Origin of the sequence: Tepidibacter formicigenes DSM 15518 (assembly GCF_900142235.1) — a bacterium.
GTDB lineage: Bacteria > Bacillota > Clostridia > Peptostreptococcales > Peptostreptococcaceae > Tepidibacter > Tepidibacter formicigenes.
Map to the genome: position 1 here is coordinate 1 of NZ_FRAE01000033.1, position 24,896 is coordinate 24,896.

Genomic DNA, 24,896 nt, shown 5'->3' on the forward strand with positions numbered 1-24,896 from the left:
AAAGGAGTGATAAACCCTATCACTCCTTTATTTTTATTTAGTCGTTAAATTTACAGAATTCTTCTCTTATATTTTTCATTTCTTCTATGATTTCATCTACTTCAAGAACCATTTCCATCATACCAATTTGATCTTCATATACAGATTCATCTACCTCACCTTTGAATTGAGGCTCTACTGCATGATATACTCTAAGTCCAAGTTCAACACCTGCAAGTGGTCCTGCAAAAGTTGGATCTCCTGCAGTTACTGTTTCCGCTGCTAGACCAGCAGCTTCAGCTTCAGCGGCACCTAAAAGAACAACAATATTTTCAGCTCCATGCTTTTCAGTTAAATCCTTAACTCTTTGTTGATTTTCTAGGTCCATAGCTCCTGCAGCAGTTCAGACAAAACACTCAGTTGATGAGAAAACTACTTCAGCCCCAGTACCTTTAAGGCACTCTTCCATCGCTGGGCCTGGTATACCATCTCTGTCACCAATTATGATGACTTTTTTACCATCATATAATCCCATGATCATACATCCTTTCTTTTTTAATTTTATTTAAATCTATAATTAACTTAAATAGATTATAAACTTTATTAAATGTATTTTTTAATCATTGCTTCTATATTTTCAGCTGTTGCATCATCTTTAGTTAACTCTTCAACTTTTTCTCCATCTTTATAGATAGCTATAGTTGGAAGTCCTAAAACTTTTTGCTTTATAGCAAGTCTTCTAGCTTTTGAAGTATCCAGCTTTGCAAACTTTAAATTATCACCATATTTTTCTGATAATTCTACAACACTTGGCATAAGTGCCTTACAAGGCTCACAGCTTTCACTCCAAAAATCTACTAATACTACACCTTCATGCTTTAAAACTTCTTCTTCAAATGTATTCTTATCTAAAGCTAGCATCTAAATCTCTCCTTTTAATAAATCTATATCTTAACTTTATAAACAGTTTGCTCTTTAGCATCATCAGTTAATGCATCTAGTGCTACACCAACTCTATGATGTCTTAATTTCCACTGCTCTTCTTTACTAGTAGATGGATCTCCTAATGGATAAGGTATTGATATAGTTGGAACCATTTTGTTTGATCCTACAGTTTTAGCAACTGGTATTAAGTTTGCCATTTGAACAATAGGTATTCCAGCTCTTTCAATTTCTTTTACTATCGTTGCACCGCAACGTGTACAAGTACCTCACGTAGAAGATAATATAACTGCATCTACACCTTCTTTTTTGAAGTATTCTACCATTTCTTTACCCATTCTAGAAGCTTCTGCTTGAGTAGTTCCTGTTCCAACAGTTGTATAGAAGTACTCATGAAGCTTACCGATTTTTCCTTCTTTTTCATAAACTCTTAATGAGTCAATTGGAACTATAACATTAGGATCAGCATCAGCTGCAGCTGGGTCAAATCCTGCATGTATTGTTTTGAATACTCCAGCTTCTAATCTTTCCATTCCTTCTATACTATATCTTCCCCATCTAGTTGCAGAAGCAGATTGTATTCTATCTGGATTATCAACTGGTACTATACCCCCAGTAGTTGCAAAAGCTATGGTAGCTTTGCTTAAATCTTTTATTGGAGGAGCTATTTCTACTCTATCTAATTTTGGAATAGGAAGCTCACTTTTAAATTCTTCTCCATTTATTTTCTTAAGAAGCATTTCAACAACACGCTCAGATGCTGGTTTTGCATCTTCTAACCAATATTGATGTCTAATTCCTCTTAAGAAGTATCCTTCTTCTTCAGCCGTTCCTAATTTTTCTCCATTTAATATTTTATTTGCATATGTAGCCATTTTCTTTATATCTTTTCTCATTGCAGCAGCACTTTTTCCACCAGGGAATATTACTACTTCTTTTTTAAACATTTCAACTCCAGGATTTTCTATGTGCATAGAAGATATAACTGGAACATTAAACTTTTCCTTTACAGCCTTACATATAACTCCACAAGCATTTCCATATCTACCTGCCTGGAATGCTGGTCCTGCAAAGAATATATCAAATTCTTTATCTTCTAAGAATCCTAATATCATTTTTACTGCTTCTTCTTCATTAGAACCCATAAAATTATCTCCACATATAATAGTGTGGGTAACCTGTGCATCTAATTGCTTGTTAAGTTCCATAGCAGGTCCTACTAAGCCTTCTCTAATTTCAGGAACAAAATCAGCTTTATCTTCTCCACCAATTTGTCCGAAAAATTGGTTTACATAAAGTATTGCTTTTTTCATCTTAGTACACCTCCCTAAAATTCTTTCATTGTCTTTGGAGACCATCCAGTAACTTGATCACCACAGAACATTGAGTTATTTTCCATTATTATAGATCCATCTTCTTTTACAGATGATCCTAATATTTCATCATGTGCCCATCCACCAGATAATCCATCTCTTGCTAAAGACTCAAGTTCTCCTATTACAGTTTCCATTGGTGGAAGTTTTATTAATTCTGATACATTACCACAAGAAACTATAGCATCAGCTTTTTCATCAAGTGTAACTAATGGTTGAGATTGTCCATCTCTACCTGTACATTCATTTGTAAGTCCAACAGTTTTAATTCCTTCATTTTCAAGTGCTACTATACAAGCTATAAAGTCTGCATCTGGATTTCCATATCCTTCTTCAGCAACTATTGCTGCATCTGCACCTAATGATTTTGCAATTTGAGATACAAATAAAGCTGATCTCTCTTTTTGTTCTAGAGCAACATTTAAGTTTGATGCTATTACTCCTAAGAAGTTAATTGTTTTTCCATGTTCTTGATATAACCTCTTAATAGCTGGGAAGTTTTGAAAGTCATATGTTGACCATTTAGATGAGCACGGCATAAAGCTTCCAGAAATAAATGCTCCATCTAATACTTCATTTGGATGCATAAAAGTTGGTACAAAATGATTCATATCCCATCCATAAACTAAATCATTATATCCCATCTCTTCCATTTGTGATTGACACTGCATAACAAATACTACACTTGGTAAATCGTTTACCTCTTTTGTACGCTTACTTACTGGTTCTAATTCATATGTTTCTATTTCTTCAGGCTCTAATTCTTTTACAGCATTACCTATGTATTCAGCAAGTCTCATACCAGCCCATCTTAAAGCACGGTTTTTCTTTTGCTGCTCTCTTTTTTCAAAATCTTCATCAGTATCTGCAACTAAAACTATATTTTTAAGTTGAGAGAAATAAGTGTATTTAGCTCCTTCTCCACTCATATCTATTAATCCATCTTGGAATCCTCCCCAGTGCTGTCCTACAACTAGTACACTACATCCTTTTAATGCATGTGTTCTTCCATTTCCAGCTTTTACAATATCTCCTGTAACTCCTGGAAATAAAGGATCTCCATTTACTTTAACTCTTGGTTCAATTGCTTCTTTAACAGGAACTAGGCGAACGTTTTCCCCAGGCTTAACAATTTTTATATCTGCTTCAATAATATGTTCATCTTCCTTAACAAAAGCTAGAGCTTCTTCTTTATTAATTGTTAGAATTCCATTTTCATAAGATGTCTTATCTCCAAATACAATGTCTTTAACATGAAAATTACCAATTTCTAATTTCACTACTTAACACTCCTTTCATTTTAAGTGATAATATTCAAAATGTTCAGGGAATTGACATTATAAAAAACATTATTAATTTTCGAACATTTGAATGTAAAAAATTTAATCTACATACAAGCTATATCTTTTATTATTTGTCATAATAAATTTTATTAAGTCGAACACTAGTAAAATGTTAATTAATTAACTTACAATCATGATAACATAATCATGATTATCTTTCAATCATGATTATAGATTTTTTTTATAAAACTTTTCGACATTATAAAATCTATCTATGTATTTTATGTTTTTTATAATTATATTATATTTTTCATAATTGATTTGTTGAATTTTAAGTAGTATTGTGTATTTTTGTTACCATCATCTTGCTTTTGCATATTATTATTTATTATAGTATTATTGTATTTGTATACTTTATGTAGATTATTAGGGGGTAGTTATGGAAAGTAAAAAAGTAAAAAGAAATAGAATGCTAAACTGTTTTATAGATGCTGCATCTGAAATTATCGAAAAAGAGGGAATTGATGGAGTTACCATTAGAAAGGTTGCTAGTATATCAGGTTATAATAGTGCAACTTTATATAATTATTTTGAGAATCTAGACCATTTAATATTTCTAGCTTCAATGAAATTTATTAGACCATATACAGAAAGCTTGCCTAATTATATTAAAGACTCAAAAAATGCATTAGACAAAACACTTTTAGTGTGGGAATGCTTCTGTTATTACTCATTTAAAGATCCCAAAATTTATTATTCAATTTTCTTTGCTAAATTAAATAATTCTATTAATGATTATATACAAGAGTATTATGAAATTTATCCACAAGAACTAGCTTCTTCAACTCACAATATTTCAACAATGCTTTTAAAGAGCAATATTTATGATCGTGCTCTTGTTTTGTTAGAAGATTGTGTTAAGGAAGGATTCATAGATAAAGAAAATATTTTTGAAATTAACGAAATGTTTATGTTCATTTATAAAGGTATGCTTTCTAAAGTTATGGAAAAAGAAGTTGATGAACCTATTGATGGTTTAGTAAGAAAAACAATGAAATATATTAAGGTATGTTTTAATGGTTATCTTAAAGAAAGTAATAAAATATCATTGTAGTTTCTTATTCTTCCAAAATGCAAGTTACTTTAGTAATCTTGCATTTTTTTATATTCCATAACTTCCCTTGTTATTATTCTTTAATTTGATAAAAACTAAATATGTAATTATACGATTTGTTTTTACTATAAAAATTTATGGTTTCGATAATATACCCTATTAAATGACAAATATTTATATTAAAATAAAATTATACAAAGCTATAAGAAAGGACGTCTTTATATGAAGAAAAGATACGTAATTTTTATAACAATAATTGTTATTACTCTAGAGCTTTTAATAGGATGTAACAACAATTCTTTAAAAAATCCAGCAGTAACCGAAAAGCCTATAGTAGGAAAAAATAATAAACAAGAAGTTAAGGAAAAAATTAAAAAAGAAGAAAATATTTTTTATGTAAAGCCATCAGAGTTAAATGTTAGAGAAAATCCAACAAAAAAATCGAATATTATAGATAAACTTAAAAAGTTTAATAAAGTTATAATTCTAGGTGAACATGAAGAAAAAGATGATAATGGTGAAATTATATCAACTTGGTATAGAGTTAAATTTATTAATGAACAAGATGAAAATAAAATAGGATGGATTTCTTCTAATTATGTTGTAAAAACTAGAGAAGAAATTTTAAGTGATAAATTAAAAGGAATTGATTTTTCTCCTCAAGAAAAAACATTTGAATACCCTAATAATAAAAGAAAAAAAGTAAAAGGAATATATCTAACAATTCATTCTGCAATAGGAGAAAGACTTGAAAAGCTTATTGAGCTTTCTAAAAAAAGTGAAATTAATGCTTTTGTAATAGATGTAAAAGATGATTATGGGAAAATGTTGTTTAAAACAGATGCAGCCCAAAAATATGCTCCAATAGCTAACGAAAAAGCAATATCAAAAAGAGATATGAAAAATTTAGTTAAAAAATTAAAAGAAAATGATATATATTTAATAGCTAGAATTGTTACCTTCAAAGACCCTACTTATACTCAGTATTATCCTGAAAGAGCTATTATGGATAAAACTACAGGTGAAGCTTTTGTAAGTAAAGATAAGCTAAGATGGGCATCTCCTCACGACAGAAATCTTTGGGATTATGACATTCAAGTAGCTAAAGAAGCTGCAAAAATTGGTTTTAATGAAATTCAATTTGACTATGTTCGTTTTCCTGCATCTAATGGAGGAAAGTTAGATGCAAAGCTTGACTATAGAAATAATAATGGGGATATAAGTAAACCTCAAACTATTCAGAGCTTTTTAAAATATGCTAGAGAAAATATTTCTAAAGAAAATGTCTATATTAGTGCAGATATATTTGGTCTTGTAGCTTCTGTTACAGATGATATGGGTCTAGGTCAATACTGGGAAGCTGTAAGTAATGTTGTAGATTATGTTTGTCCTATGATGTATCCAAGTCACTATGGAAATACTGTTTATGGACTTGATATTCCAGATGCACATCCTTATGAAACAGTTTTCCAAAGTGCAAAAGATTCCATTAAAAGAAATAAAAATATAGATACCCCTGCTACTATTAGACCTTGGATACAAGATTTTACTGCTTCTTGGGTTAGAGGACATATAAAATACAATGAAAATGAGGTTAAAGCTCAAATTAAAGCTTTAAATGATAACGGAATAGATGAGTATATATTATGGAATGCAGGAAATAAATACAGCTTTGAATAATTGGAGGAGAAAATATGAGAAAGAAAATTTCTATATTTTTGATATTATTAATATTCATGGTAACAGGGTGCACAAATAAGCCTTCAAATGAATCTTTAAAAGAATCTGAAATTGATGAAACAAAACAGGAAATAGTAAAAGATGAGAATAAAGATAATATAGAAAATAAAATTGACTATGAAAAAATAAAACCTAATGAATTAGGAAAAATAATGGTTCTTATGTATCATAACATAGGAGAAAAAGAAGCTACATGGACAAGGACTCCTGATAACTTCAAAAAAGATTTAAATACTTTATATGAAAAAGGGTATAGAGCAATAAGACTTATAGACTATACAACTGGAAATATTAATACTCAAGCTGGATTTACTCCAGTTGTAATAACATTCGATGATGGAAATGAAAATAATTTTAGAGTTTATGAGGAAAATGGAGAAGTAAAAATTGATCCAAATTGCGCTATTGGAATTTTAGAAGAATTTAAAAAAAATCATCCAGATTTTAATACAACAGCAACATTCTTTTTAAACTCTAATATATTTAATCAACCAGAATATGTTGAATATAAGCTTAAATTCTTAATAGATAATGGATATGATATAGGAAACCATACTTTAAATCATACTGATCTTTCTAAAGTAGATAAAAATAAAATACAAAATGCAATAGGAAAAGAAATAGAACTTATACAAAAATATATACCTAATTATGATGTAAATACTTTAGCTCTTCCATTTGGAGGTAAACCTAAAGAAGAAAATTATGTATATTCTGTTAAAGGAATTTATAATTCTATAAACTATGAAAATAAAGCAATATTATTAGTAGGATGGGACCCATATAAATCTCCTTATCATAAAAATTTTGATTCTTCTAAAATTCATAGAGTAAGAGCCAGCGAAGTAAATGTAGACGGAGTTGGAATATATGATTGGATAAAAAAATTCGATGAAGGAAAAGAAGTTAAATTTATAAGTGATGGAGATTCTAATACAATAGCTATACCTAAAAATTACAAAGATGTAATAAATAAAAATATAGTTGATAAAAAGATAATTACTTATTAATTTTAAAATTCCCAATATTATTGGGAATTTTGTTTTTATTAAAAAAATGATATAATGATATTGCTTTATTATTATAAAATCAAACTTACTTTTACCTATTTTTAAAATGGAGGTTGAGTTATGGATGTTACAGATTATAAGATTATAGAAGTTCTCCAAAAGGATGGAAGAATTTCAATGAAAGACTTAGGAAAAATAGTAGGTCTAACTTCTCCTGCTGTTTCTGAAAGAGTTAAGAGACTAGAAGAATGTGGAATAATAGAAGGATATAAAGCTGTAATTAATCCTAAAAAACTAAATAAAAATATAAATGCTTTTATAAATATAGGCCTTCCCGCGGATAAATATACTGAGTTCTTAGATTTTGCAAATAACTGCAACAGTATAATAGAATGCCATCATATAACTGGTCAAGACTGCCTTATTTTAAAAGTTCTAGTAGAAAGTATGGATGATTTAGAAAAATTAATCGATACTATAAAACAAGTTGGACATACTCAAACATATATAATTCTTTCTTCCCCTATCGAATCAAAATCTATACTATAAGATTCACATTACTTAAATAAAAAGCTATACATTCTCATTAAGGAGAATATATAGCTTTAATTTTATTTAAAAATATTAAGAAGTATTCCTGCTGCAACAGCTGATCCTATAACTCCTGCAACATTAGGTCCCATGGCGTGCATTAAAAGAAAGTTTGAAGGATTTTCTTCTACTCCCATCTTTTGTACAACTCTTGCTGACATTGGTACAGCTGAAACTCCTGCTGCTCCTATCATAGGATTTATTTTTCCTTTACTTAATTTATACATAACCTTCCCAAATATAACTCCAGATGCCGTTCCTATAGAAAAAGCCGTAAGCCCAAGTGCTATTATTCCAAGTGTTTGAAGAGATATAACAGTATTTGCATCTGCTTTTGCCCCAACCGTAAGACCTAAAACAATTGTTATTATGTACATCATTGAATTTTGAGCAGTTTCAACAAGTTTTGGAACTACTTCTGATTCTTTAATTAGATTTCCAAACATAAGCATACCTATTAAAGGTGCAGAAGATGGTAAAAGTAAAATAGTAAAAACCGCTACTATAATTGGAAATATAACTTTTTCTTTTTTAGATACAGGTCTTAACTGCTCCATTTTAACCATTCTTTCTTCTTTTGTAGTTAAAAGCCTTATAATAGGAGGCTGAATAATAGGAACTAAAGCCATATATGAATAAGCTGCAAGTGCTATAGGTCCTAAGAGATCTTTTGCAAGTTGACTTGTAAGATATATTGCAGTAGGTCCATCAGCTCCTCCAATTATACCAATTGATGCAGCCTCTGGACCAGTAAATCCTAGAAGTATAGCTCCTATAAATGCAAAGAATATTCCAAACTGTGCAGCTGCTCCTAATAAAATACTTTTTGGATTTGCAATAAGTGGTCCAAAATCAGTACTTGCTCCAACACATAAAAATATTAATGGTGGATAAATTCCAAGCTTTGTTCCCATGTATAAATAATGTAGTAGTCCACTGTCTTTCATTAAATCAGCTTTTGGTAAATTTACTAAAAGCATTCCAAAAGATATTGGGATTAACAAATAGGGCTCATAACCTTTTTTTATAGCTAAGTATAAAAATATGAATGATATTATAATCATAATAAATTCTTTATATGTCATTGCTGAAAATCCAGTTGAAAACCAAAAACTTTGCAGCATTTTTAGCATATTAATCACTTCCTTTGTTTGTGTATTTATGAGATAGTAATTAAAACATCTCCAGCTGCTACACTTGCTCCCTTTGATATATTTATGGAAGATATTTTTCCATCAACTGGGGCAACTATTTCATTTTCCATCTTCATAGCTTCTAAAATAAGAAGTACTTCTCCTGATTTAACATTATCTCCTTCATTTACATTAATAGAAATAATATTACCAGGCATTGGAGCTTTTACATCCTCTCCTTGAGAGGAAGTTTTCTTTTGTGTAATAGGTGTTACTTTTTCTACTGTTTTTGATGGTTCTTTAGCTTCTACTTTATCATTTACTTCATTTATTTCCTCTACTTCAACTTCATAAGTTTTTCCATTTAAACTTATTCTGTATTTTTTCATATTATAATCCTCCTTAAGCTACCCTTTTTATACTCTTAATTCTAATTTTTGAATTATTATGGTTGTTGCTTGCTAAAACTGCAGCTGTAAGTGCTGCTACAAGGTCTATTTCTTCATCTAGTTTGTTAATTTCTTCATACTTATTATCTTTTGATATAGTAACTGCTGCTTCTAAGTCTTTAGAGTTTTGTTTTTGTAAATCTTTTTTATAAAAAACAACTTTAAATAATTCTAAAATTTGAGAAATTACCAAAAGACTTATAAATACTATACTCATACTTAAAAAAGTAATTTTTATAGATTCTAAAATAGTTATATTTTCCATAATATTACCTCCTTACATAATAACTTCTATATTACAAACATCATCTTTTCTATTTTCTAAGAAGCTCTTTGCAACTTGAGGAAAAAGAGCGTATGATAAAATATCTTCTTCACTTTTATATAGACCTTGTATTTCTTCTTTTACATTTTCAAATCCAGGTTCTAAAAGATCTGCTGGTCTTATAGTTATAACTTCTTCATCTCCTATAATTTTTTTCTTTATTTCTTCTTTTATAGGAGCTGGTGATTTTCCATAAAGACCTCTTACATAATCTTTTATCTCCTTAGGAACCATCTTGTATCTTTCTCCTATTAAAATATTGAATACTGCTTGAGTTCCTACCATTTGACTAAGAGGAGTTACAAGTGGTGGAAATCCTAAGTCTTCTCTAACTCTTGGAACCTCTGCTAAAACTTCTTCATATTTATCTGCTGCATTTTGCATTTTAAGCTGAGATAAAAGGTTTGAAAGCATTCCTCCTGGAACTTGATAACTTAAAGTTTTAGGTTCAGTACTTAATACTTTAGGATTTAAAACTCCACTTTCTAAGTACTTTTCCTTTATTTGCTTAAAATATAATGCTATATCATTAAGTACTTTTATATTAAGCATAGGGTTTCTTTCACTTTCTGAAAGTACTATGGCTAATGACTCTGTAGGAGGTTGTGAAGTTCCTCCTGAAAAAGGTGAAATAGCAGTATCTATAATATCAACTCCGGCTTCTACTGCCTTCATATATGTCATTTCAGCAATTCCGCTAGTGCAGTGAGTATGAAGCTCAATTGGAAGCTTTGTATTTTCCTTTATTTTACTTATAAGTTCATAAGCTTTATAAGGAGTAAGTATCCCTGCCATATCTTTTATACATATAGAGTCCGTTCCAAGGCTTTCCATTTGTTTTATTAAGCCTATATAATAATCTAATGTGTGAACTTTACTTGTTGTATAAGATATAGCACACTGACAATGTGCTTTTTCTTTTTTTATAGTTTTTATTGAAGTTTCCAGATTTCTTACATCATTTAAAGCATCAAATACACGAATTATATCTATACCATTTTCTATAGATTTTTGTATGAATTTTTCAACTATATCATCTGGATAATGCTTATATCCTAAAAGATTTTGACCTCTTAAAAGCATTTGAAGTTTAGTTTTTTTTACTCTTTTTCTTATTTCTCTTAGTCTTTGCCATGGGTCTTCATTTAAAAATCTAAGACATGCATCAAATGTCGCTCCTCCCCATACTTCCATAGCATGATATCCTACTTCGTCCATAACTTCAAGTATTGGAAGTATCTCATCAGTTGTAAGCCTTGTTGCTATAAGGGATTGATGAGCATCTCTTAGTGCTGTTTCCGTTATTTTAAGTCTATTCACAATATCCACCTCTTTATAATAAACTTTAATTTTAAATCTTTATTTTTTCAGAAATTCTCATATGTTATATAATTTCACCATTATTTTAACAAGATATTTCACACATGTACAGTGATTAAAAAAGGCTTTAAAGATAAATTCATTTATTATTTAAGTTTTTATTTTCATTTTACTTATTTTTCTTAATCCCCTTTAAAGCTCCTTAAATTTGAAAGTATTAACTGAATTTACCTTAATAAATTAAGTTAATAATACAAATGTTTATTTTAAAATATATTAGTTAATAATAATCTAAGGAGGTGTTTTTATGTTTATAAGAAGAGCTAAGGAAATAGTACAATCTAATGATACAATCGAAGTTCTTTACAAAAATGAACCCATATGGATTGAACATGTTTATAGCGAAACTGAAACTGCTTATATAAGAAGTTTAAATAATGATAAAAGAATGGAAGTTCCTATTTTAGATTTAGTTGAAAATGAAAATATATAAAGTAGGCTATAACTCTAAATCTGAGTATGCTTACATTAATTTTTTTGTTTGCATAAATTATACACAAAAAGCGAATTCAAAAGAATTCGCTTTTTACTTTCTATCTTGAAACAACCCCTTTATATCTAGTTATATAATTATTAGCTATATATTCTATATGAACTTTAAACATTCCCATATCTTCATGTGGATTTAATAATTTTCTTGTTGCAACAATATCAGAATACCCTATTAATAATATATCAAGGGTTTCATCTTTAGTATCTAAAAACATCTTATTAAGCATTTTTCCTGATACATCATTTTTTTTATAAACTACAAGAGGCCACATATGAAGAGCTACATATTTATAAAGAATATATTTTTCTTTATCTGTAAGTTTGAACCTATTCGCTATGTCCTTTATAATCTGTGCTCCTACAATTTCATGTCCTTTAAATCTAACTCTTCCAGTTTCATCAACCTTTTTAGATCTTGGCTTTCCTACATCATGAAATAACGCTCCAAGCTTTATAAGATCAAGTCTAGTTCTATTTTTTTCTATCTTTTCAAGACAATGTTTCTCATATTCCTTTTTTATATGATTTTCAAAAAATCCATCTAGATTTATAACACTTTCTGCTATTTTTAAAGTATATATTGAATGTGTTAAAGCATCTACAACATGATATTTACATTCTCCTACACTCTTCATAGGTATTATTTCTGGAAATATCTTGTCTAATATATTAAGATGTTTGTCCATTAAATTTATATAATAGTAACTTTTATTACTTTTTAATATTTTAAATATCTCATCTCTCATTTTTTCAGGTGATACTGATTTTAATAAGCTTGAATTCTCTCTTATTAATTTTTGTGTTTCTTCATCTATATCAAATTCAAGCTGAGACATTAAGGTTACAGCTTTTATCATATTTATTGGTTCTTTTTTAAATATATCATCACTTGTATGTTTTATAGTTTTATTATTTAAATCAAAAATTTCAGTCAATACAACCACTCCTAATTTGCATCCTCATACGATGCTCCAAATATGGTTTCTTTTTTAACTAGTCTTTTATCATTTACAAGTCTATCAAGCTCATCCTTTAACTTAGATACATCCATTTTTACATCATTTTGCTCAAGTGTTATTAAAACATCCTCAAGGGCTATTTCTCTTATAGGTAGCTTATCCTTTATTAAGTTATATACTTTATTTTTAGATTCTTCTATAAATAAAGAAAGCTCATCAAATGGATTTTCAGTATGAGGACTTGTGCTTTTAGCCATTCTTATTCTAACAGGTATAGTTCTTCCTATTATTGCCGAAGATATGAATGTATCTCCAGATCTTAAATAAGGAAGTCTCTTTGCTTCATCTGCACTTATATCTGTTTCTTCCTTTATAGTTGCTATATCTGAAGCTCTTACAGTCCTAAATACAAATTTAGTATTTAGCTGTGCTGTAACAGTTTCATCAAGAAGGGTTGGTCTTTGAGTTGCAAGTATTAAAAATACTCCATATTTTCTACCCTCTTGAGCTATTTCTTTTATTATACCCTTTGAAGGTGAATCATAACCTTTTGGGGCAAAATTATGCGCTTCATCTGTAACGATTATAAAAGGTGGAAAAAATTCAGCATTTTCTATTTCTTTATATTTAGAATCTTTGTAATCTCTTCTTTTATGATAAAGCCTGTTTAAAAGATACGTTGAAAATACTTGTATAAGCCTCATATCTCCTTGTATAACTATAAGCTTTCCATTTTTTAATCCATCTTCTATTGGATCTATATCCTTTGAAAAAATTCCTTCATTATAAAGTCTGTTAAGCCTCCATATTATACCACTTACAGAGGCACCTGGACACTTGGTATTATATTCTAAAAATAGTTTTTGTATTTCTTTATATTTTTCTTCTTCATATGGATTTGAAGAATTAATTATTTTATCATATATTTTTTTCTCTGAACCAAGCCTGTGACCCTCAGCTAAGTAATCAAGTCTTTTTGAAAAAGTAAGATAAGTATCTCTCTTTTTATAAAGAGTATCTATAACATTACTCATAGAATCTGTTAAACTACCTGATGCTGATAATAGCTTTTTAAGCTCATTTTTATCTAAGTCCTCAAATTTTACTCCTACATGAACTCCTATTTGATATATACTGAATTTATCTTTAAAATCAGTTAAATATTTTTCATCTAAATCAGGACACTTATTTGAAAAATCCATTTCAAAATGTGGATCAAGTATTATAGTTGGAATATTTAATTTCATAATTTCTTCAAGAATTACCCTTGTTCCAAAGCTTTTTCCAGAACCAGATCCTCCAAATATCCCTATATGAGGATACTGCTGCATCTTTTTTATATCAAATATAAACGGTATTCCCCTTTGATTTCTTATCCCACTTTTATCCCATATGCAAAAAATATCTTTTAAATTATCATCCATGCTATCTGCCATATCTTCTGTAGATTTTACTTCACCTAATAATAGTCCTTCATCTGATTTACATTTTATAAATAAGTTTTTTACTTCAAAAAATTCTGGCTTTCTAACCTTAGCTCCTGTACAAATTGGATAATCAGCTTCTTCAAGAAGTCTTACCTTAGCTAAATGTATTGTTTCTTCTCCAACTTTATATCCAAGCTGATTAAGGGCATTTAAAACACTTGAATCTATTAATCCCCCATTTACATTTAAGGGTATATATCTATTATATGACATTGTCTCAAATACTTCTCCAAGCTGGTCATTTTGGTAATTATCCTCTATAACTATTATTTCATTTATCTTAAAGGGCCTTATCTTTGTTACAACAGTTACCTCCTGCTGAGTAGTAAATCCCACAACTTGCATATTTATTTCTCCCTTCTATTTTAATTTATAAACTTCTGTTTTCTCTTTTAGGTTTTAAAAATAAATCTACTAATTCTTTATCTATATAGGTTTCAACTAAAGCATTCATCATTTCATTAGAAATTTTAACTTCTTTATCTACTATATCAAGCCATATAGGTATACCTCTAGAACTTTTTGGTGTTAAAGTATATACTACATTGCAAATTTCATCAATATAATCTCTTTGATCCTCTAAAAAATCTATCCCTATAACATTTGGATCAGTTGATGTTCTTAAAAAACAAGAAGCTATTGCCTCTTCATTTTTTTTAGATTTTTTAGAATTTATACTTATATATTCTCCTTCCTTTAAAAGTCCAAATAATATTTCCTTATCATATATATCTTCACTAATATTTATTTCTTCTTTTAAAAAATTTCCCATTTCTTTTGTTTTTATTTCCTCTATTACACCTATTAACAATACATTGTTATTAAGAGCTGTTTTTTTTAGTTTTTCCCATTCATAAGAACATTTTATTCTATAAGTCATTAAAGATCCATCCATCATTAATATATAAGGATTATGTTTTTCTATAGATTCAAGAGCTACTTCTACCTCAAGCTTTGCCATAATATTTTTTTCTTTATCTTCTGATTCTTTTAAATCTGTATTGTCAATTAAGGGTGAATATACTATTGATTTAAAAATAGGGTCTTTGCTAAAATCCATAGGTTTAGCAAGAGATTGTATAGCCATTAAATAATGTGGATATAAATTTCCTATCTTATTTTTACTTCCATCTACCCCTATTATATCTCCTCTATTTCTAATTTTTTTTAGCTCATTTTGACTAAGCTTTTTAGTTTTCTTTATATCTAAAATATCTCTTATTTTTCTTGTTCCTATGTCTTTTATAGGTTTATATTTATTTTTAAGTTGTAAATTAATTTTTTTAAAATTATTAATCAAATTATTATTTAATTCCAATTTAATTCATCCCCTTATGTTAATTTTATGTTAATTCTATTTAAATTTAAATAGTTTTCGTTGACTTTTATTGCCAAACCTGCTATTATTTTAATATACAAATTGTCGAAAATTGTTATAAAAACACTACATAGGAGGTATTGCTGTGAAATCTACTGGAATAGTAAGAAAAGTTGATGAGTTAGGAAGAGTTGTTATACCTATAGAATTAAGAAGAACACTAAATATAGCAGAAAAAGATGCATTAGAAATATATGTTGATGGAGAAAGTATAATATTAAAAAAATATGAACCAGCTTGTGTATTCTGCGGAGATGCAAAGGATGTAAAACATTTTGAAGGTAAGAACATTTGCCCTTCTTGCATAGATAAATTATCTCAAATGAAATAATTCTATTTTAAAAGTCCCATTACTGGGACTTTTTTATATATCTAAAACCTCTTGATACACTTCATTTTTATGCAGCTTTCTTTCTTTTGCAACATATTTTATTGCATCTTTTTTACTCATTCCTTCATCTATAAGTTTAATTACATACTCTCTTATATCCAAATCATCATTATTATTTATTTTTTCTACTTCTCCATTAAATCCTTCTACTATAAGTACAAATTCTCCTTTTATTTCTCTACTTTTGAAAATTTTTATACTATCCTCTATATTACTTCGTATTATTTCTTCATATTTTTTAGTTAGTTCTCTAGATATGCATATATTTCTATTTCCTAATATACTAAGCATATCTTCAAGTGTATTTTTTAATCTATGTGGGGATTCATAAAATATAAGTGTTCTCTTTTCATATTTTAAATCTTCTAATTCTTTTTTTCTATTTTTTTTATCTCTATCTAAAAATCCTTCAAATGCAAATTTTCTTGTAAAAAGTCCTGAACCTACAAGTGCAGTTACAAAAGCTGTAGCTCCAGGTAGTACCTCTACATCTATTCCTTCATTTATTGCAATTTTTATAATATCTTCTCCAGGGTCTGAAATACCTGGCATCCCTGCATCAGTAATAATAGCAACATTTTCTCCCGATAAAATTTTATCTATTATTACTCTTCCTTTAGTTTCTTTATTATGTTCATGATAGCTAGTTAGTGGTTTTGATATATTAAAATAATTTAAAAGCTTTATACTATGTCTAGTATCTTCTGCAGCAATTAAATCAACTTCCTTTAATACATTAAGTGTTCTTATTGTTATATCTTCTAAATTTCCTATTGGAGTTGCACATACAAAAAGCTTTCCCTTCATTTAAACCTCTCCTATATCTTCTTTTGCATAAATTTCTTTTATTTCATCAGTATAATCTCCATCTTCCTTGTAAACATACAGAGGATCTAATATTTTAAGTTCTGCCTTTCCTGCCTTTGTAAATTGAACAAGCATAAGATTTGGAGCTTTTCCTACTTTTGGATGAATAAATTGTATAACCTTTGGTTCTAATTTGTATCTTCTAGATAGAGTTATAATATCTGCAAGTCTTACAGGTCTGTGAACCATATAAAATTTGCCATGGTGCATTAGAAGCCTTGATGCAGCTTTAATTACATCTTCTAGATTGCACATTATTTCATGTCTTGATATTGCTTTTTTATCATTACGATTTTTAAGTCCTTGTGGATGCATATATGGAGGATTTGAAGTCACAACATGAAAGGTGTTAACTTCTAAAATATTTTCTATATTTTTCAAATCATCATTTATTATTTTTACTCTATCTTGTAAGTTATTTAGTTTTACAGATCTTTTTGCCATATTAGCTACTTCTTCTTGAATTTCAATTCCTATTATTTCTTTAGCTTTACTTTTACCAGCAATAATTATTGGTATTATACCTGTTCCTGTACCTAAATCTGCAACTTTTGAATTATTTTTTATGCTTGTAAAATTAGAAAGTAGTACTGCATCTATTCCAAAGCAAAACCCTTCTTTATCTTGAATTATTTTTAGTCCCTTTATTTGAAGGTCATCTATTCTTTCAGTCTTCTTTAGTATTATATCCATTTTTACTCTCCTTTTTCTCATATAACAGTTTACGATAGTTAACCCATAGATTATTTAATCTATGGGTTAATATACTAATCTTCAAGCTGTTTTAATTCCTCTGGTATTTCTTCGTCTTTACAGCTATTACAACATCCTCCACATTTTTTACTTTCTTCTATTATTTTAATCTCATGAATATTATATTTTTTTATCTCTCTTTGTCTTTTATTTTCTAGCTCAACCTTTACTTGTTCTCCAAGCGTATTTACCTCTACTACTTTTCCTTTTCCATCAGGAGTAATTACTATTGATGATACAGTTGGCATTTTTTCGAGTATTTCACTATAAGTATTATGTTCATACTTTAAGCAACAAAAAAGTCTTCCACATATACCTGATATTTTTGTAGGATTAAGTGAAAGTTCTTGATCTTTAGCCATCTTAATAGAAACAGGCTGAAAATCTCCAAGCCACGTAGCACAGCAAAGAGGTCTTCCACAAGGACCTAGTCCTCCTATAGATTTTGCTTCATCTCTTACTCCTATTTGCCTTAATTCTATTCTAGTTTTAAATATAGCAGCTAAATCCTTAACAAGCTCTCTAAAATCTACTCTACCCTCTGCTGTAAAGTAAAAAATGAGCTTATTTCTATCAAATGTATATTCAGAATCTATTAAATACATATCAAGGTCATGTTGCTTTATTTTTTCTAAGCAAATATCGAATGCTTCTTTTGCCTTTTCTTTATTCTCCTTATATATAGATTTATCTTCATCTGTAGCTATTCTAACTATAGGTTTTAGAGGATATATTATTTCATCTTCCGTAACTTCCTTAGGCCCTACTATTATCTTCCCATATTCAAGCCCTCTTGCAGTTTCTACTATAACATCTATATCTTTTTCTACTATAAAGTCTAATGGATCAAAATAATATATTTTCCCTGCTTTTTTAAATCTAATTCCTACAACCTTTATCATTTAATCACCTCATGTATATTTAAAACCATTACACCAATTGCCAAATTGAAATTGCAATTACTCATAAGTTTTTTCTTAGTTTCCTCTATTATATCAATAATACTTGAAATTTGGGAATAGGTAAGTTTTTTACTTAAATCTTGCAAAAAATTTATCTTATCTATATTTATAATAATATTTTCATTTACATTTTCTTTTATAAGTAGTATATCTCTAAAATATGTAGTTAAAATATCCAATATATTATTTATATCTTCTTTATTATTTTCTAAGCTTGAATTTATATTAAGTATATCTACTACATTTTTAGATATCATTATATTTATATAGTTTTCTATTTCTTCTCTTTTTTTATTAAATTCTTCGGAATTTAGTAATTCTAAAGCATTAGATAATATTCCCATTGAAAATGAAGATAAAACCTTAGCTTTATCTTTATCTATATTTTTATAATTTATTAGATAATTTTCTATACCTATTAAAGGTAGTGGTGAAAATTTTATAATTTCACATCTAGACTTTATGGTATCTAAAATAGTTGCACTATTCTTAGCAATTAATATTAAAACAGCATATTCTGGAGGTTCTTCTAGAGTTTTTAAAAGAGCATTTTGAGCCTGAACAGTCATTTTATCACTATCATCTAATATATATATTTTTTTATTTTTATATGGCCTTACTATTATATCTGAGTGCATATTTCTTATCTGATTTATTTTAAATGATGACCCTTGAGGCTCTAATAATTTAAAATCAGGACTATTTTCTAAATTATTTGTATCCAATAATATCTTACTAAATTCCATGGCAAAAGTTTTTTTACCAACACCACTAGGCCCTTCAAATAAATAAGCATGACTTATTCTATCTTTTTTTATAGAATTTATAATAAATCTTTTGGCTGTATCTTGTCCAATTATATTTTTAAAGTACATATCTATCTCTCCAAAAACTCATCTATCATATTTATTATTCTTTCATGAACTTCCTTGATAGAATCATCTGCTTTAACTAATTGTATTCTATCAGGATATAAATTTTTTAATTCCTTGTATCCATTAAATACTTTTTTATGAAAAAAATCTTCTTCACTTTCTAATCTGTCTAAATTTCCTCTATTCTCTTTTCTCTTCTTCGCTACAGTCATGTCTATATCAAATAATAATGTAAGATTTGGAATTACATCTCCCATTGCAAATAAATTAAGATTATATATATTATCTATTCCTAAATCCCTTCCTAATCCTTGATATACAAGACTTGAATCTACAAATCTATCACATATTACAATTTTTCCATCATTTAATGCTGGTTTTATAAGCTGTTCTACATGCTGAGCTCTTGATGCAGCATATAATAAGGCTTCAGTTTTTGGATGCATACTTTTATTTTCTTTATCTAATATTATATTTCTTATTTTTTCACTAATATTAGTTCCTCCTGGTTCTCTAGTTAGTAAAACATCATATCCTTTATTTTCTAAATGCTCTTTTAAAAGCTTTATCTGTGTAGATTTTCCCGAACCATCTGGCCCTTCAATAGTTATAAATAATCCCTTCAAAATATCACCTCTAGTCTATTACTTGTATGTAATTTAAGTTTGTATCTTTAATACCTGTAATATTCATTCCTATTTCTTTAGATTTTTTTATATAATCTATAACTTCTTTAGTTATTTCTTCTCCAGGAGATAGTATACTTATTCCTGGTGGATATGGAATTATATATTCTCCGCAAATTTTTCCTATAGATTCTTCTATTCTTATGCTTTTTTTATCTAAGTAAAAAGCATCTCTTGGGTTTAATATTTTTTTTGGTATATTAGTTGGGTAATTTATTTCTATTAAATTTTCATTTCCTATTTCATTATCTATTTCATTTAATGCTTTTTTTAATTTTTTAAAATCATTATTAGTATTTCCAATGCTACATACTAATAATATACCATAAGAATTTGATAGTTCCACTTGTATGTTATATTTATCCCTTAATATATTTTCTACTTCATATCCACTTTTTTTAAGCTCTTTAGTTATAATATATAATTTTGTTATATCTTGGTGCTTATATTTAAATACTTTTATATTTTTAAGATTATCTATAAAATTTATGACACTATTTATATTTTCTATTAATTCATTCATCAATTCTTTACCATAATTTATATATATATTAACTGCCATTTCAAGAGATGACATTAATATGTAAGAAGGAGATGATGATTGAACTATTTTTAAAAATGATTTCAATTTATCTATATTAACTCTTTTTTCTTTAACATGAAGCATTGATGATTGGGTAAAGGATGGTAGTGTTTTATGAGTACTTTGAATAACTATATCTGCTCCAAGCTCAAGAGATTTCTTTGGTAGTTTATCACTAAGTCCTAAATGTGCACCATGAGCTTCATCCACTATTAAAATTTTGCCTTTACTATGTACATAATCTGCTATTTTCTTTACATCAAGACTTACTCCATAATAAGTAGGAGATGTTATAAGTACTGCTTTTGCATCTTTATTATTATCAATTACTTTCTTTATCTCCTCATAAGATACGCCTAGAGATATTCCTAAATTTAAATCTATATTAGGATTTACATATATTGGTTCTATATCCCCTAATATGCAAGAATTTACAACTGATTGATGACAGTCTCTATTTACTATTATTTTATCTTTAGGATTGCATACTGACATAATTGAAGCATATATGCCACAAGTTGAACCATTTACCAAAAAAAAAGTATAATCACTTTTAAATACATTTGATGCTATTTCTTGAGATTTTTTTATTACACCTTCTGGACTGTGAAGATTATCAGTCCCTGGTATTTCAGTTGTATCCATATTACCTATCTTGTCTTTATATTTTCTATAATTTACTTTTTCAAATATACTTCCTTTTTTATGTCCTGGAACATGAAAAGAAACTATATCTTTATCAATAATTTCATCTAATACATTAAATACCGGCATATCATTCATAAATTTTCCTCCAATTAAACATTTCCTATTCATTATAACAAAATCTATTCTAAAAATACTATTAAAGTAGATTTTGTTGAAATTTCATGGCGCCAACGAATTCTAACGAATTCCGTTGCTTAAAATTCATAACGAAAATTATAAAATTATAAAATTATAAATTAATAAGCTATATAATTTCCTATTCATTATAACAAAAAAGCTATACTTACCGTATAGCTTTACAAGTTTAAGATAAATTATTCCTCCAAAGACTTTTTATTTTACTTCTATAATACTCCATTTTAAGTTCACTTGCATCTTCATTTATCATCTCTTGCTCGCAAGCTTTACATATATAACTTCCCAAAATTTCTATTCCATCTTCACACTCTTCATTGCATATATAACAGATTTGTTCCTTTTTCATTTTTTCATCTCCTTTCTTTTATTTGTTATTATTTCCTTATTTTTCTTACTTAATACTAAAAAATAGAAGGGATTTTCCCTTCTATTTCTTAGGTAGTTTCTCTTCCTTCTCTATCTTTAAATAATAAAGTTACAGCATAAATACCAGCAATACCAACTAAAATATATATTGTTCTGCTTATCCAAGAAGCAGCTCCTCCAAATAAAGTAGCAACTAAATCAAATCTTAATAATCCTATTAATCCCCAATTTAGTGCTCCTATTATAACTAATATAAGAGCTAGTCTTTTCATTTTTTTCACTCCTTATAAAAAAGTCTTTATTCTAAAAATTTTAAATGTAAACTTTTTTGAAATTTCATGGCGCCAACGAATTCTAACGAATTCCGTTGCTTAAAACTCATAACGAAAATTATATTTATCCACAATTTAAAGAGGAATATAATTTCCTATTCGTTATAAAAAAATTTACTCATTAATAGTATTTCAAATATATCAGAAAAAATATGCTCTACTTTTATGCTTAAAAGTAAATATAATGTATAAAATATAATTTATTGAAAAAAATTTCCCTGGAAATAAAAATAAAAAAGTCTTCATTCTAAAGATTTTAAATGTAGACTTTTTTGAAATTCATAACGGAATTTATATTTATCCACAATTTAAATAGGAATATAATTTCCTATTCATTATAACAAAAAAGAAGCATATTAAATGCTTCTTTAATTTAAAATTACATCTGCCATAATTACTCCAACTATATTATTTTTTTCGTCTTTTATAGGTACAGAAATAGCTACACAATAGTTTCCAGTATCTGTTGAAATATATGGTTCAGATTTAAATTCTTTCCCCAAAATCCCTTCTTTGAAATATTTTCTATGTTTAAAATTATATACAAAATCTTCTTCATCTATATTGGAAACAGTACTGTACCCTTCATTATTTAATGCACAAATAACTTCAAAATAAGGTTTTGAATTAACTATTTCCTTTAATTTTTTCCTAAAATCTAATCCATAAGATTTTTCTAAAATATTTTTATTTTGAGCTATATCTTTTAAAATCTTAAAAGATTCATCTATTCTTTCATTCATTTGACTAGTTAACTTAAAGCTATCTAGATATTTTCTCATGTATCCAAATGTATCTTGAGCCATAGTTTCAAGTTCTGAAACAGATGATGCTATAGATTGTATAGCTGATGAATGCTCCATGCTTTCTTCATTTATCCTAAATGATACTTGATTTGTTGTATCTACTATCAAAGTAAAATCCTTTATAATTTGATTGACTTCTTGAGTTAATTCTAACTGTTCTATAGAACTATCATATATATTTTTAACATCTTTTATTACTTGTTCAGATTTATTGTATATATTACCTAATGAAACTACAGACTCGTCTGCTATGCTTATATCTTTATTTACCAAACTCATCTCATCTTGTATTTTAGTAGATATAACCATTATTTTTTCAGTAACTAAATTTATTATGTTTGATATTTTTCCTACAGAACTTGAAGATTGAACTGCAAGATTTCTAATTTCCTGTGCTACAACTGCAAAACCTTTTCCAGATTCTCCTGCTCTTGCTGCTTCAATTGCCGCATTTAAAGCTAATAAATTAGTTTTTCTCGAAATATTTTCTACTTCATCTATTATATTGTATATATCCTTTACTTCATGAGTAAGATTTACTATTTCATTAGCCATATCATTTCCAACATTTTTGCTGTGTTTTAAAACTTCTATAACCTTTGCAAAAACTTCTTTACTTTGTTTAATTGCTTCATTCATATTTTCAACTTCATTCATAGCTCTTTTAGAATTAGTTTTTGATATGTTTGCACATTCAAACAACTTATCAGATGTAAATTCTAGTTTTTTCACTTCTTCAGTTTGAGAATTTATTGTTTTTGACAAATCATCAATAGATGTTAATATTTCTTCAAAAGCTAAAGAATTATTATATACATTTTGAGAAATTACATTTGTATTTTCATTTAGTCTTTGAGAAAGTGAATATACATTTCCTATTATTATCCTTACATCATGTAAGAATTTGTTTAAATTTTCTCCTAATTCCCCTAATTTAAAGCTAAATTTTTGATTTAAATTTCTCTGCTTTAACATTTCAGATTTTTCTAAATCTTCTTTAGATATCTTCGTATTATTAAATATTACATTAGATATTGTATTTAATATAAACAGAAATATAAATACTCCTATAAAAAAATATATCCCATCAAATCTTTTTATAAAATAAATAACCAATGTACCTAAAATTGTACTTATTAAAATATTTAAGTTTTTCATTTTGCTACCTTCCTTCATGTATTTTTATAGCTATATTCTAATTTTATATATATTTCATATAAAACTCAATATCTTATTGAAAATTTTAATTGATTTAAAAAAATTCACTTCAAACTATCGCATGGCTCATGTCGCCAACGAATCTATCGATTCCGTTGCTTAAATTTCCTATATACTAAAAAAAGACTGTCATTTGACAGTCTTTTTTTCACGTGGCCACGTCCTACTCTCCCAGGAGACTTCCCTCCAAGTACCATCGGCGCTAAGGAGCTTAACTTCTGTGTTCGGAATGGGAACAGGTGTATCCTCCTTGCTATTATAACCACATATGTATTGGAGCGGGTGAAGGGAGTCGAACCCTCGCAGCCGGCTTGGAAGGCCGGAACTCTACCACTGAGCTACACCCGCATATTTAATACTTTCAAAACTGAACAGATTAATACTAGGTCAAGTCCTCGACCTATTAGTATCCATAAGCTGAACTCATTACTGAGCTTACACCTTGGACCTATCAACCAGATAGTCTTTCTGGGGTCTTACCCTTACGGTGGGAAATCTTATCTTGAGGTTGGCTTCGCGCTTAGATGCTTTCAGCGCTTATCCATTCCATACATAGCTACCCAGCTATGCCACTGG

Annotated in this window: 26 protein-coding genes, 1 tRNA gene and 2 rRNA genes; 6 read left to right on the forward strand and 23 right to left on the reverse strand. The window is 28.1% G+C overall.

The features are described 5' to 3' along the window. Nucleotides 1-37 precede the first annotated feature (37 nt). The 4 genes from grdA to BUA77_RS07655 all read right to left on the reverse strand — a co-directional run bounded on the left by grdA (nt 38) and on the right by BUA77_RS07655 (nt 3,574). Nucleotides 38-514 (reverse strand): glycine/sarcosine/betaine reductase complex selenoprotein A, encoded by a 477-nt coding sequence (grdA, locus tag BUA77_RS07635; RefSeq protein WP_084605619.1) that lies wholly within the window; start codon nt 512-514, stop codon nt 38-40. Nucleotides 515-582: 68 nt separating this feature from the next. Continuing rightward, entirely contained in the window at nt 583-900 is a 318-nt protein-coding gene (gene trxA, locus BUA77_RS07640) for a thioredoxin TrxA (RefSeq protein WP_072888893.1), read from the reverse strand. A 23-nt stretch (nt 901-923) separates the two neighbouring features. Next, nucleotides 924-2,234 (reverse strand): betaine reductase selenoprotein B, encoded by a 1,311-nt coding sequence (gene grdH, locus BUA77_RS07650; RefSeq protein ID WP_084605620.1) that lies wholly within the window; start codon nt 2,232-2,234, stop codon nt 924-926. Nucleotides 2,235-2,248: 14 nt separating this feature from the next. Beyond that, on the reverse strand, nt 2,249-3,574 hold the full coding sequence (locus BUA77_RS07655; protein WP_072888898.1) for a glycine/sarcosine/betaine reductase component B subunit: 1,326 nt from the start codon (nt 3,572-3,574) through the stop codon (nt 2,249-2,251). A 442-nt stretch (nt 3,575-4,016) separates the two neighbouring features. On the opposite strand from BUA77_RS07655, the gene BUA77_RS07660 reads away from it, so the two are divergent. The 4 genes from BUA77_RS07660 to BUA77_RS07675 all read left to right on the forward strand — a co-directional run bounded on the left by BUA77_RS07660 (nt 4,017) and on the right by BUA77_RS07675 (nt 7,990). Further along, nucleotides 4,017-4,691, forward strand: a complete 675-nt coding sequence (locus tag BUA77_RS07660) for a TetR/AcrR family transcriptional regulator (RefSeq protein ID WP_072888900.1) — start codon at nt 4,017-4,019, stop codon at nt 4,689-4,691. 222 nt (nt 4,692-4,913) lie between these two features. Beyond that, complete coding sequence (locus BUA77_RS07665) at nt 4,914-6,371, forward strand: putative glycoside hydrolase (RefSeq protein ID WP_072888902.1); 1,458 nt, start codon at nt 4,914-4,916, stop codon at nt 6,369-6,371. Between the two features lie 14 nt (nt 6,372-6,385). Then, nucleotides 6,386-7,441: a polysaccharide deacetylase family protein gene (locus tag BUA77_RS07670; protein ID WP_084605621.1), complete on the forward strand. Its 1,056-nt coding sequence runs from the start codon at nt 6,386-6,388 to the stop codon at nt 7,439-7,441. A gap of 120 nt (nt 7,442-7,561) precedes the next feature. Further along, on the forward strand, nt 7,562-7,990 hold the full coding sequence (locus BUA77_RS07675; RefSeq protein WP_072888904.1) for an Lrp/AsnC family transcriptional regulator: 429 nt from the start codon (nt 7,562-7,564) through the stop codon (nt 7,988-7,990). Nucleotides 7,991-8,052: 62 nt separating this feature from the next. Here the strand turns inward: BUA77_RS07675 and BUA77_RS07680 are convergent, their stop codons facing one another. Genes BUA77_RS07680 through BUA77_RS07695 form a run of 4 tightly spaced genes read right to left on the reverse strand, consistent with a single transcriptional unit; the run spans nt 8,053 to nt 11,259 of the window. Beyond that, entirely contained in the window at nt 8,053-9,165 is a 1,113-nt protein-coding gene (locus BUA77_RS07680; protein ID WP_072888906.1) for a sodium ion-translocating decarboxylase subunit beta, read from the reverse strand. A gap of 26 nt (nt 9,166-9,191) precedes the next feature. Then, entirely contained in the window at nt 9,192-9,554 is a 363-nt protein-coding gene (locus BUA77_RS07685) for a biotin/lipoyl-containing protein (RefSeq protein ID WP_072888908.1), read from the reverse strand. 13 nt (nt 9,555-9,567) lie between these two features. Beyond that, nucleotides 9,568-9,879, reverse strand: coding sequence for an OadG family protein (locus BUA77_RS07690; protein WP_072888910.1), 312 nt, complete (start codon nt 9,877-9,879; stop codon nt 9,568-9,570). 12 nt (nt 9,880-9,891) lie between these two features. After that, nucleotides 9,892-11,259 carry an oxaloacetate decarboxylase subunit alpha gene (locus BUA77_RS07695; protein ID WP_072888912.1) on the reverse strand — a complete coding sequence of 456 codons (1,368 nt, stop codon included), beginning with the start codon at nt 11,257-11,259 and terminating at the stop codon, nt 9,892-9,894. A 307-nt stretch (nt 11,260-11,566) separates the two neighbouring features. Here BUA77_RS07695 and BUA77_RS07700 point away from each other — a divergent pair, with 307 nt between their 5' ends. Continuing rightward, nucleotides 11,567-11,752, forward strand: a complete 186-nt coding sequence (locus BUA77_RS07700) for an H-type small acid-soluble spore protein (RefSeq protein ID WP_072888914.1) — start codon at nt 11,567-11,569, stop codon at nt 11,750-11,752. 100 nt (nt 11,753-11,852) lie between these two features. Here BUA77_RS07700 and BUA77_RS07705 read toward each other — a convergent pair whose 3' ends face one another. Genes BUA77_RS07705 through BUA77_RS07715 form a run of 3 tightly spaced genes read right to left on the reverse strand, consistent with a single transcriptional unit; the run spans nt 11,853 to nt 15,575 of the window. Continuing rightward, the gene (locus BUA77_RS07705; RefSeq protein WP_084605623.1) at nt 11,853-12,746 is read right to left on the reverse strand and encodes an HD domain-containing protein; all 894 of its coding nucleotides are present in this window, start codon (nt 12,744-12,746) and stop codon (nt 11,853-11,855) included. An 11-nt stretch (nt 12,747-12,757) separates the two neighbouring features. Continuing rightward, nucleotides 12,758-14,602, reverse strand: coding sequence for an ATP-binding protein (locus BUA77_RS07710; protein ID WP_072888916.1), 1,845 nt, complete (start codon nt 14,600-14,602; stop codon nt 12,758-12,760). A 25-nt stretch (nt 14,603-14,627) separates the two neighbouring features. Continuing rightward, nucleotides 14,628-15,575 carry a DNA double-strand break repair nuclease NurA gene (locus BUA77_RS07715; RefSeq protein ID WP_072888918.1) on the reverse strand — a complete coding sequence of 316 codons (948 nt, stop codon included), beginning with the start codon at nt 15,573-15,575 and terminating at the stop codon, nt 14,628-14,630. 145 nt (nt 15,576-15,720) lie between these two features. Between BUA77_RS07715 and BUA77_RS07720 the strand changes: the two genes are divergently transcribed. Further along, a complete protein-coding gene (locus BUA77_RS07720) occupies nt 15,721-15,966 on the forward strand; it encodes an AbrB/MazE/SpoVT family DNA-binding domain-containing protein (protein WP_072888919.1) in 246 nt (81 codons plus the stop codon). A gap of 33 nt (nt 15,967-15,999) precedes the next feature. On the opposite strand, the gene rsmI is transcribed toward BUA77_RS07720, so the two are convergent. From rsmI to BUA77_RS07780, 12 genes are all read right to left on the reverse strand, one after another. Then, a complete protein-coding gene (gene rsmI / locus BUA77_RS07725) occupies nt 16,000-16,833 on the reverse strand; it encodes a 16S rRNA (cytidine(1402)-2'-O)-methyltransferase (protein ID WP_072888920.1) in 834 nt (277 codons plus the stop codon). Beyond that, nucleotides 16,834-17,586 (reverse strand): tRNA1(Val) (adenine(37)-N6)-methyltransferase, encoded by a 753-nt coding sequence (locus BUA77_RS07730; RefSeq protein WP_072888921.1) that lies wholly within the window; start codon nt 17,584-17,586, stop codon nt 16,834-16,836. 74 nt (nt 17,587-17,660) lie between these two features. After that, nucleotides 17,661-18,548, reverse strand: coding sequence for a PSP1 domain-containing protein (locus tag BUA77_RS07735; RefSeq protein WP_072888922.1), 888 nt, complete (start codon nt 18,546-18,548; stop codon nt 17,661-17,663). Continuing rightward, complete coding sequence (locus tag BUA77_RS07740) at nt 18,545-19,483, reverse strand: DNA polymerase III subunit (protein WP_072888923.1); 939 nt, start codon at nt 19,481-19,483, stop codon at nt 18,545-18,547. The genes BUA77_RS07735 and BUA77_RS07740 overlap by 4 nt, the downstream gene beginning before the upstream one ends. A gap of 2 nt (nt 19,484-19,485) precedes the next feature. Further along, nucleotides 19,486-20,109, reverse strand: coding sequence for a dTMP kinase (gene tmk / locus BUA77_RS07745; RefSeq protein ID WP_072888924.1), 624 nt, complete (start codon nt 20,107-20,109; stop codon nt 19,486-19,488). A 10-nt stretch (nt 20,110-20,119) separates the two neighbouring features. Next, nucleotides 20,120-21,535, reverse strand: a complete 1,416-nt coding sequence (locus tag BUA77_RS07750) for an aminotransferase class I/II-fold pyridoxal phosphate-dependent enzyme (protein ID WP_242939100.1) — start codon at nt 21,533-21,535, stop codon at nt 20,120-20,122. 229 nt (nt 21,536-21,764) lie between these two features. Further along, nucleotides 21,765-21,944 (reverse strand): sigma factor G inhibitor Gin, encoded by a 180-nt coding sequence (locus BUA77_RS07755; protein ID WP_072888925.1) that lies wholly within the window; start codon nt 21,942-21,944, stop codon nt 21,765-21,767. 88 nt (nt 21,945-22,032) lie between these two features. Next, the gene (locus BUA77_RS07760) at nt 22,033-22,236 is read right to left on the reverse strand and encodes a DUF378 domain-containing protein (protein WP_072888926.1); all 204 of its coding nucleotides are present in this window, start codon (nt 22,234-22,236) and stop codon (nt 22,033-22,035) included. A 428-nt stretch (nt 22,237-22,664) separates the two neighbouring features. After that, nucleotides 22,665-24,260, reverse strand: coding sequence for a methyl-accepting chemotaxis protein (locus tag BUA77_RS07765; protein ID WP_072888928.1), 1,596 nt, complete (start codon nt 24,258-24,260; stop codon nt 22,665-22,667). Nucleotides 24,261-24,470: 210 nt separating this feature from the next. Continuing rightward, nucleotides 24,471-24,587: ribosomal RNA gene (gene rrf, locus BUA77_RS07770) — 5S ribosomal RNA — on the reverse strand. Nucleotides 24,588-24,594: 7 nt separating this feature from the next. Then, nucleotides 24,595-24,668, reverse strand: a tRNA-Gly gene (locus BUA77_RS07775). 35 nt (nt 24,669-24,703) lie between these two features. Beyond that, a 23S ribosomal RNA gene (locus BUA77_RS07780) occupies nt 24,704-24,896 on the reverse strand; the annotation flags it as partial.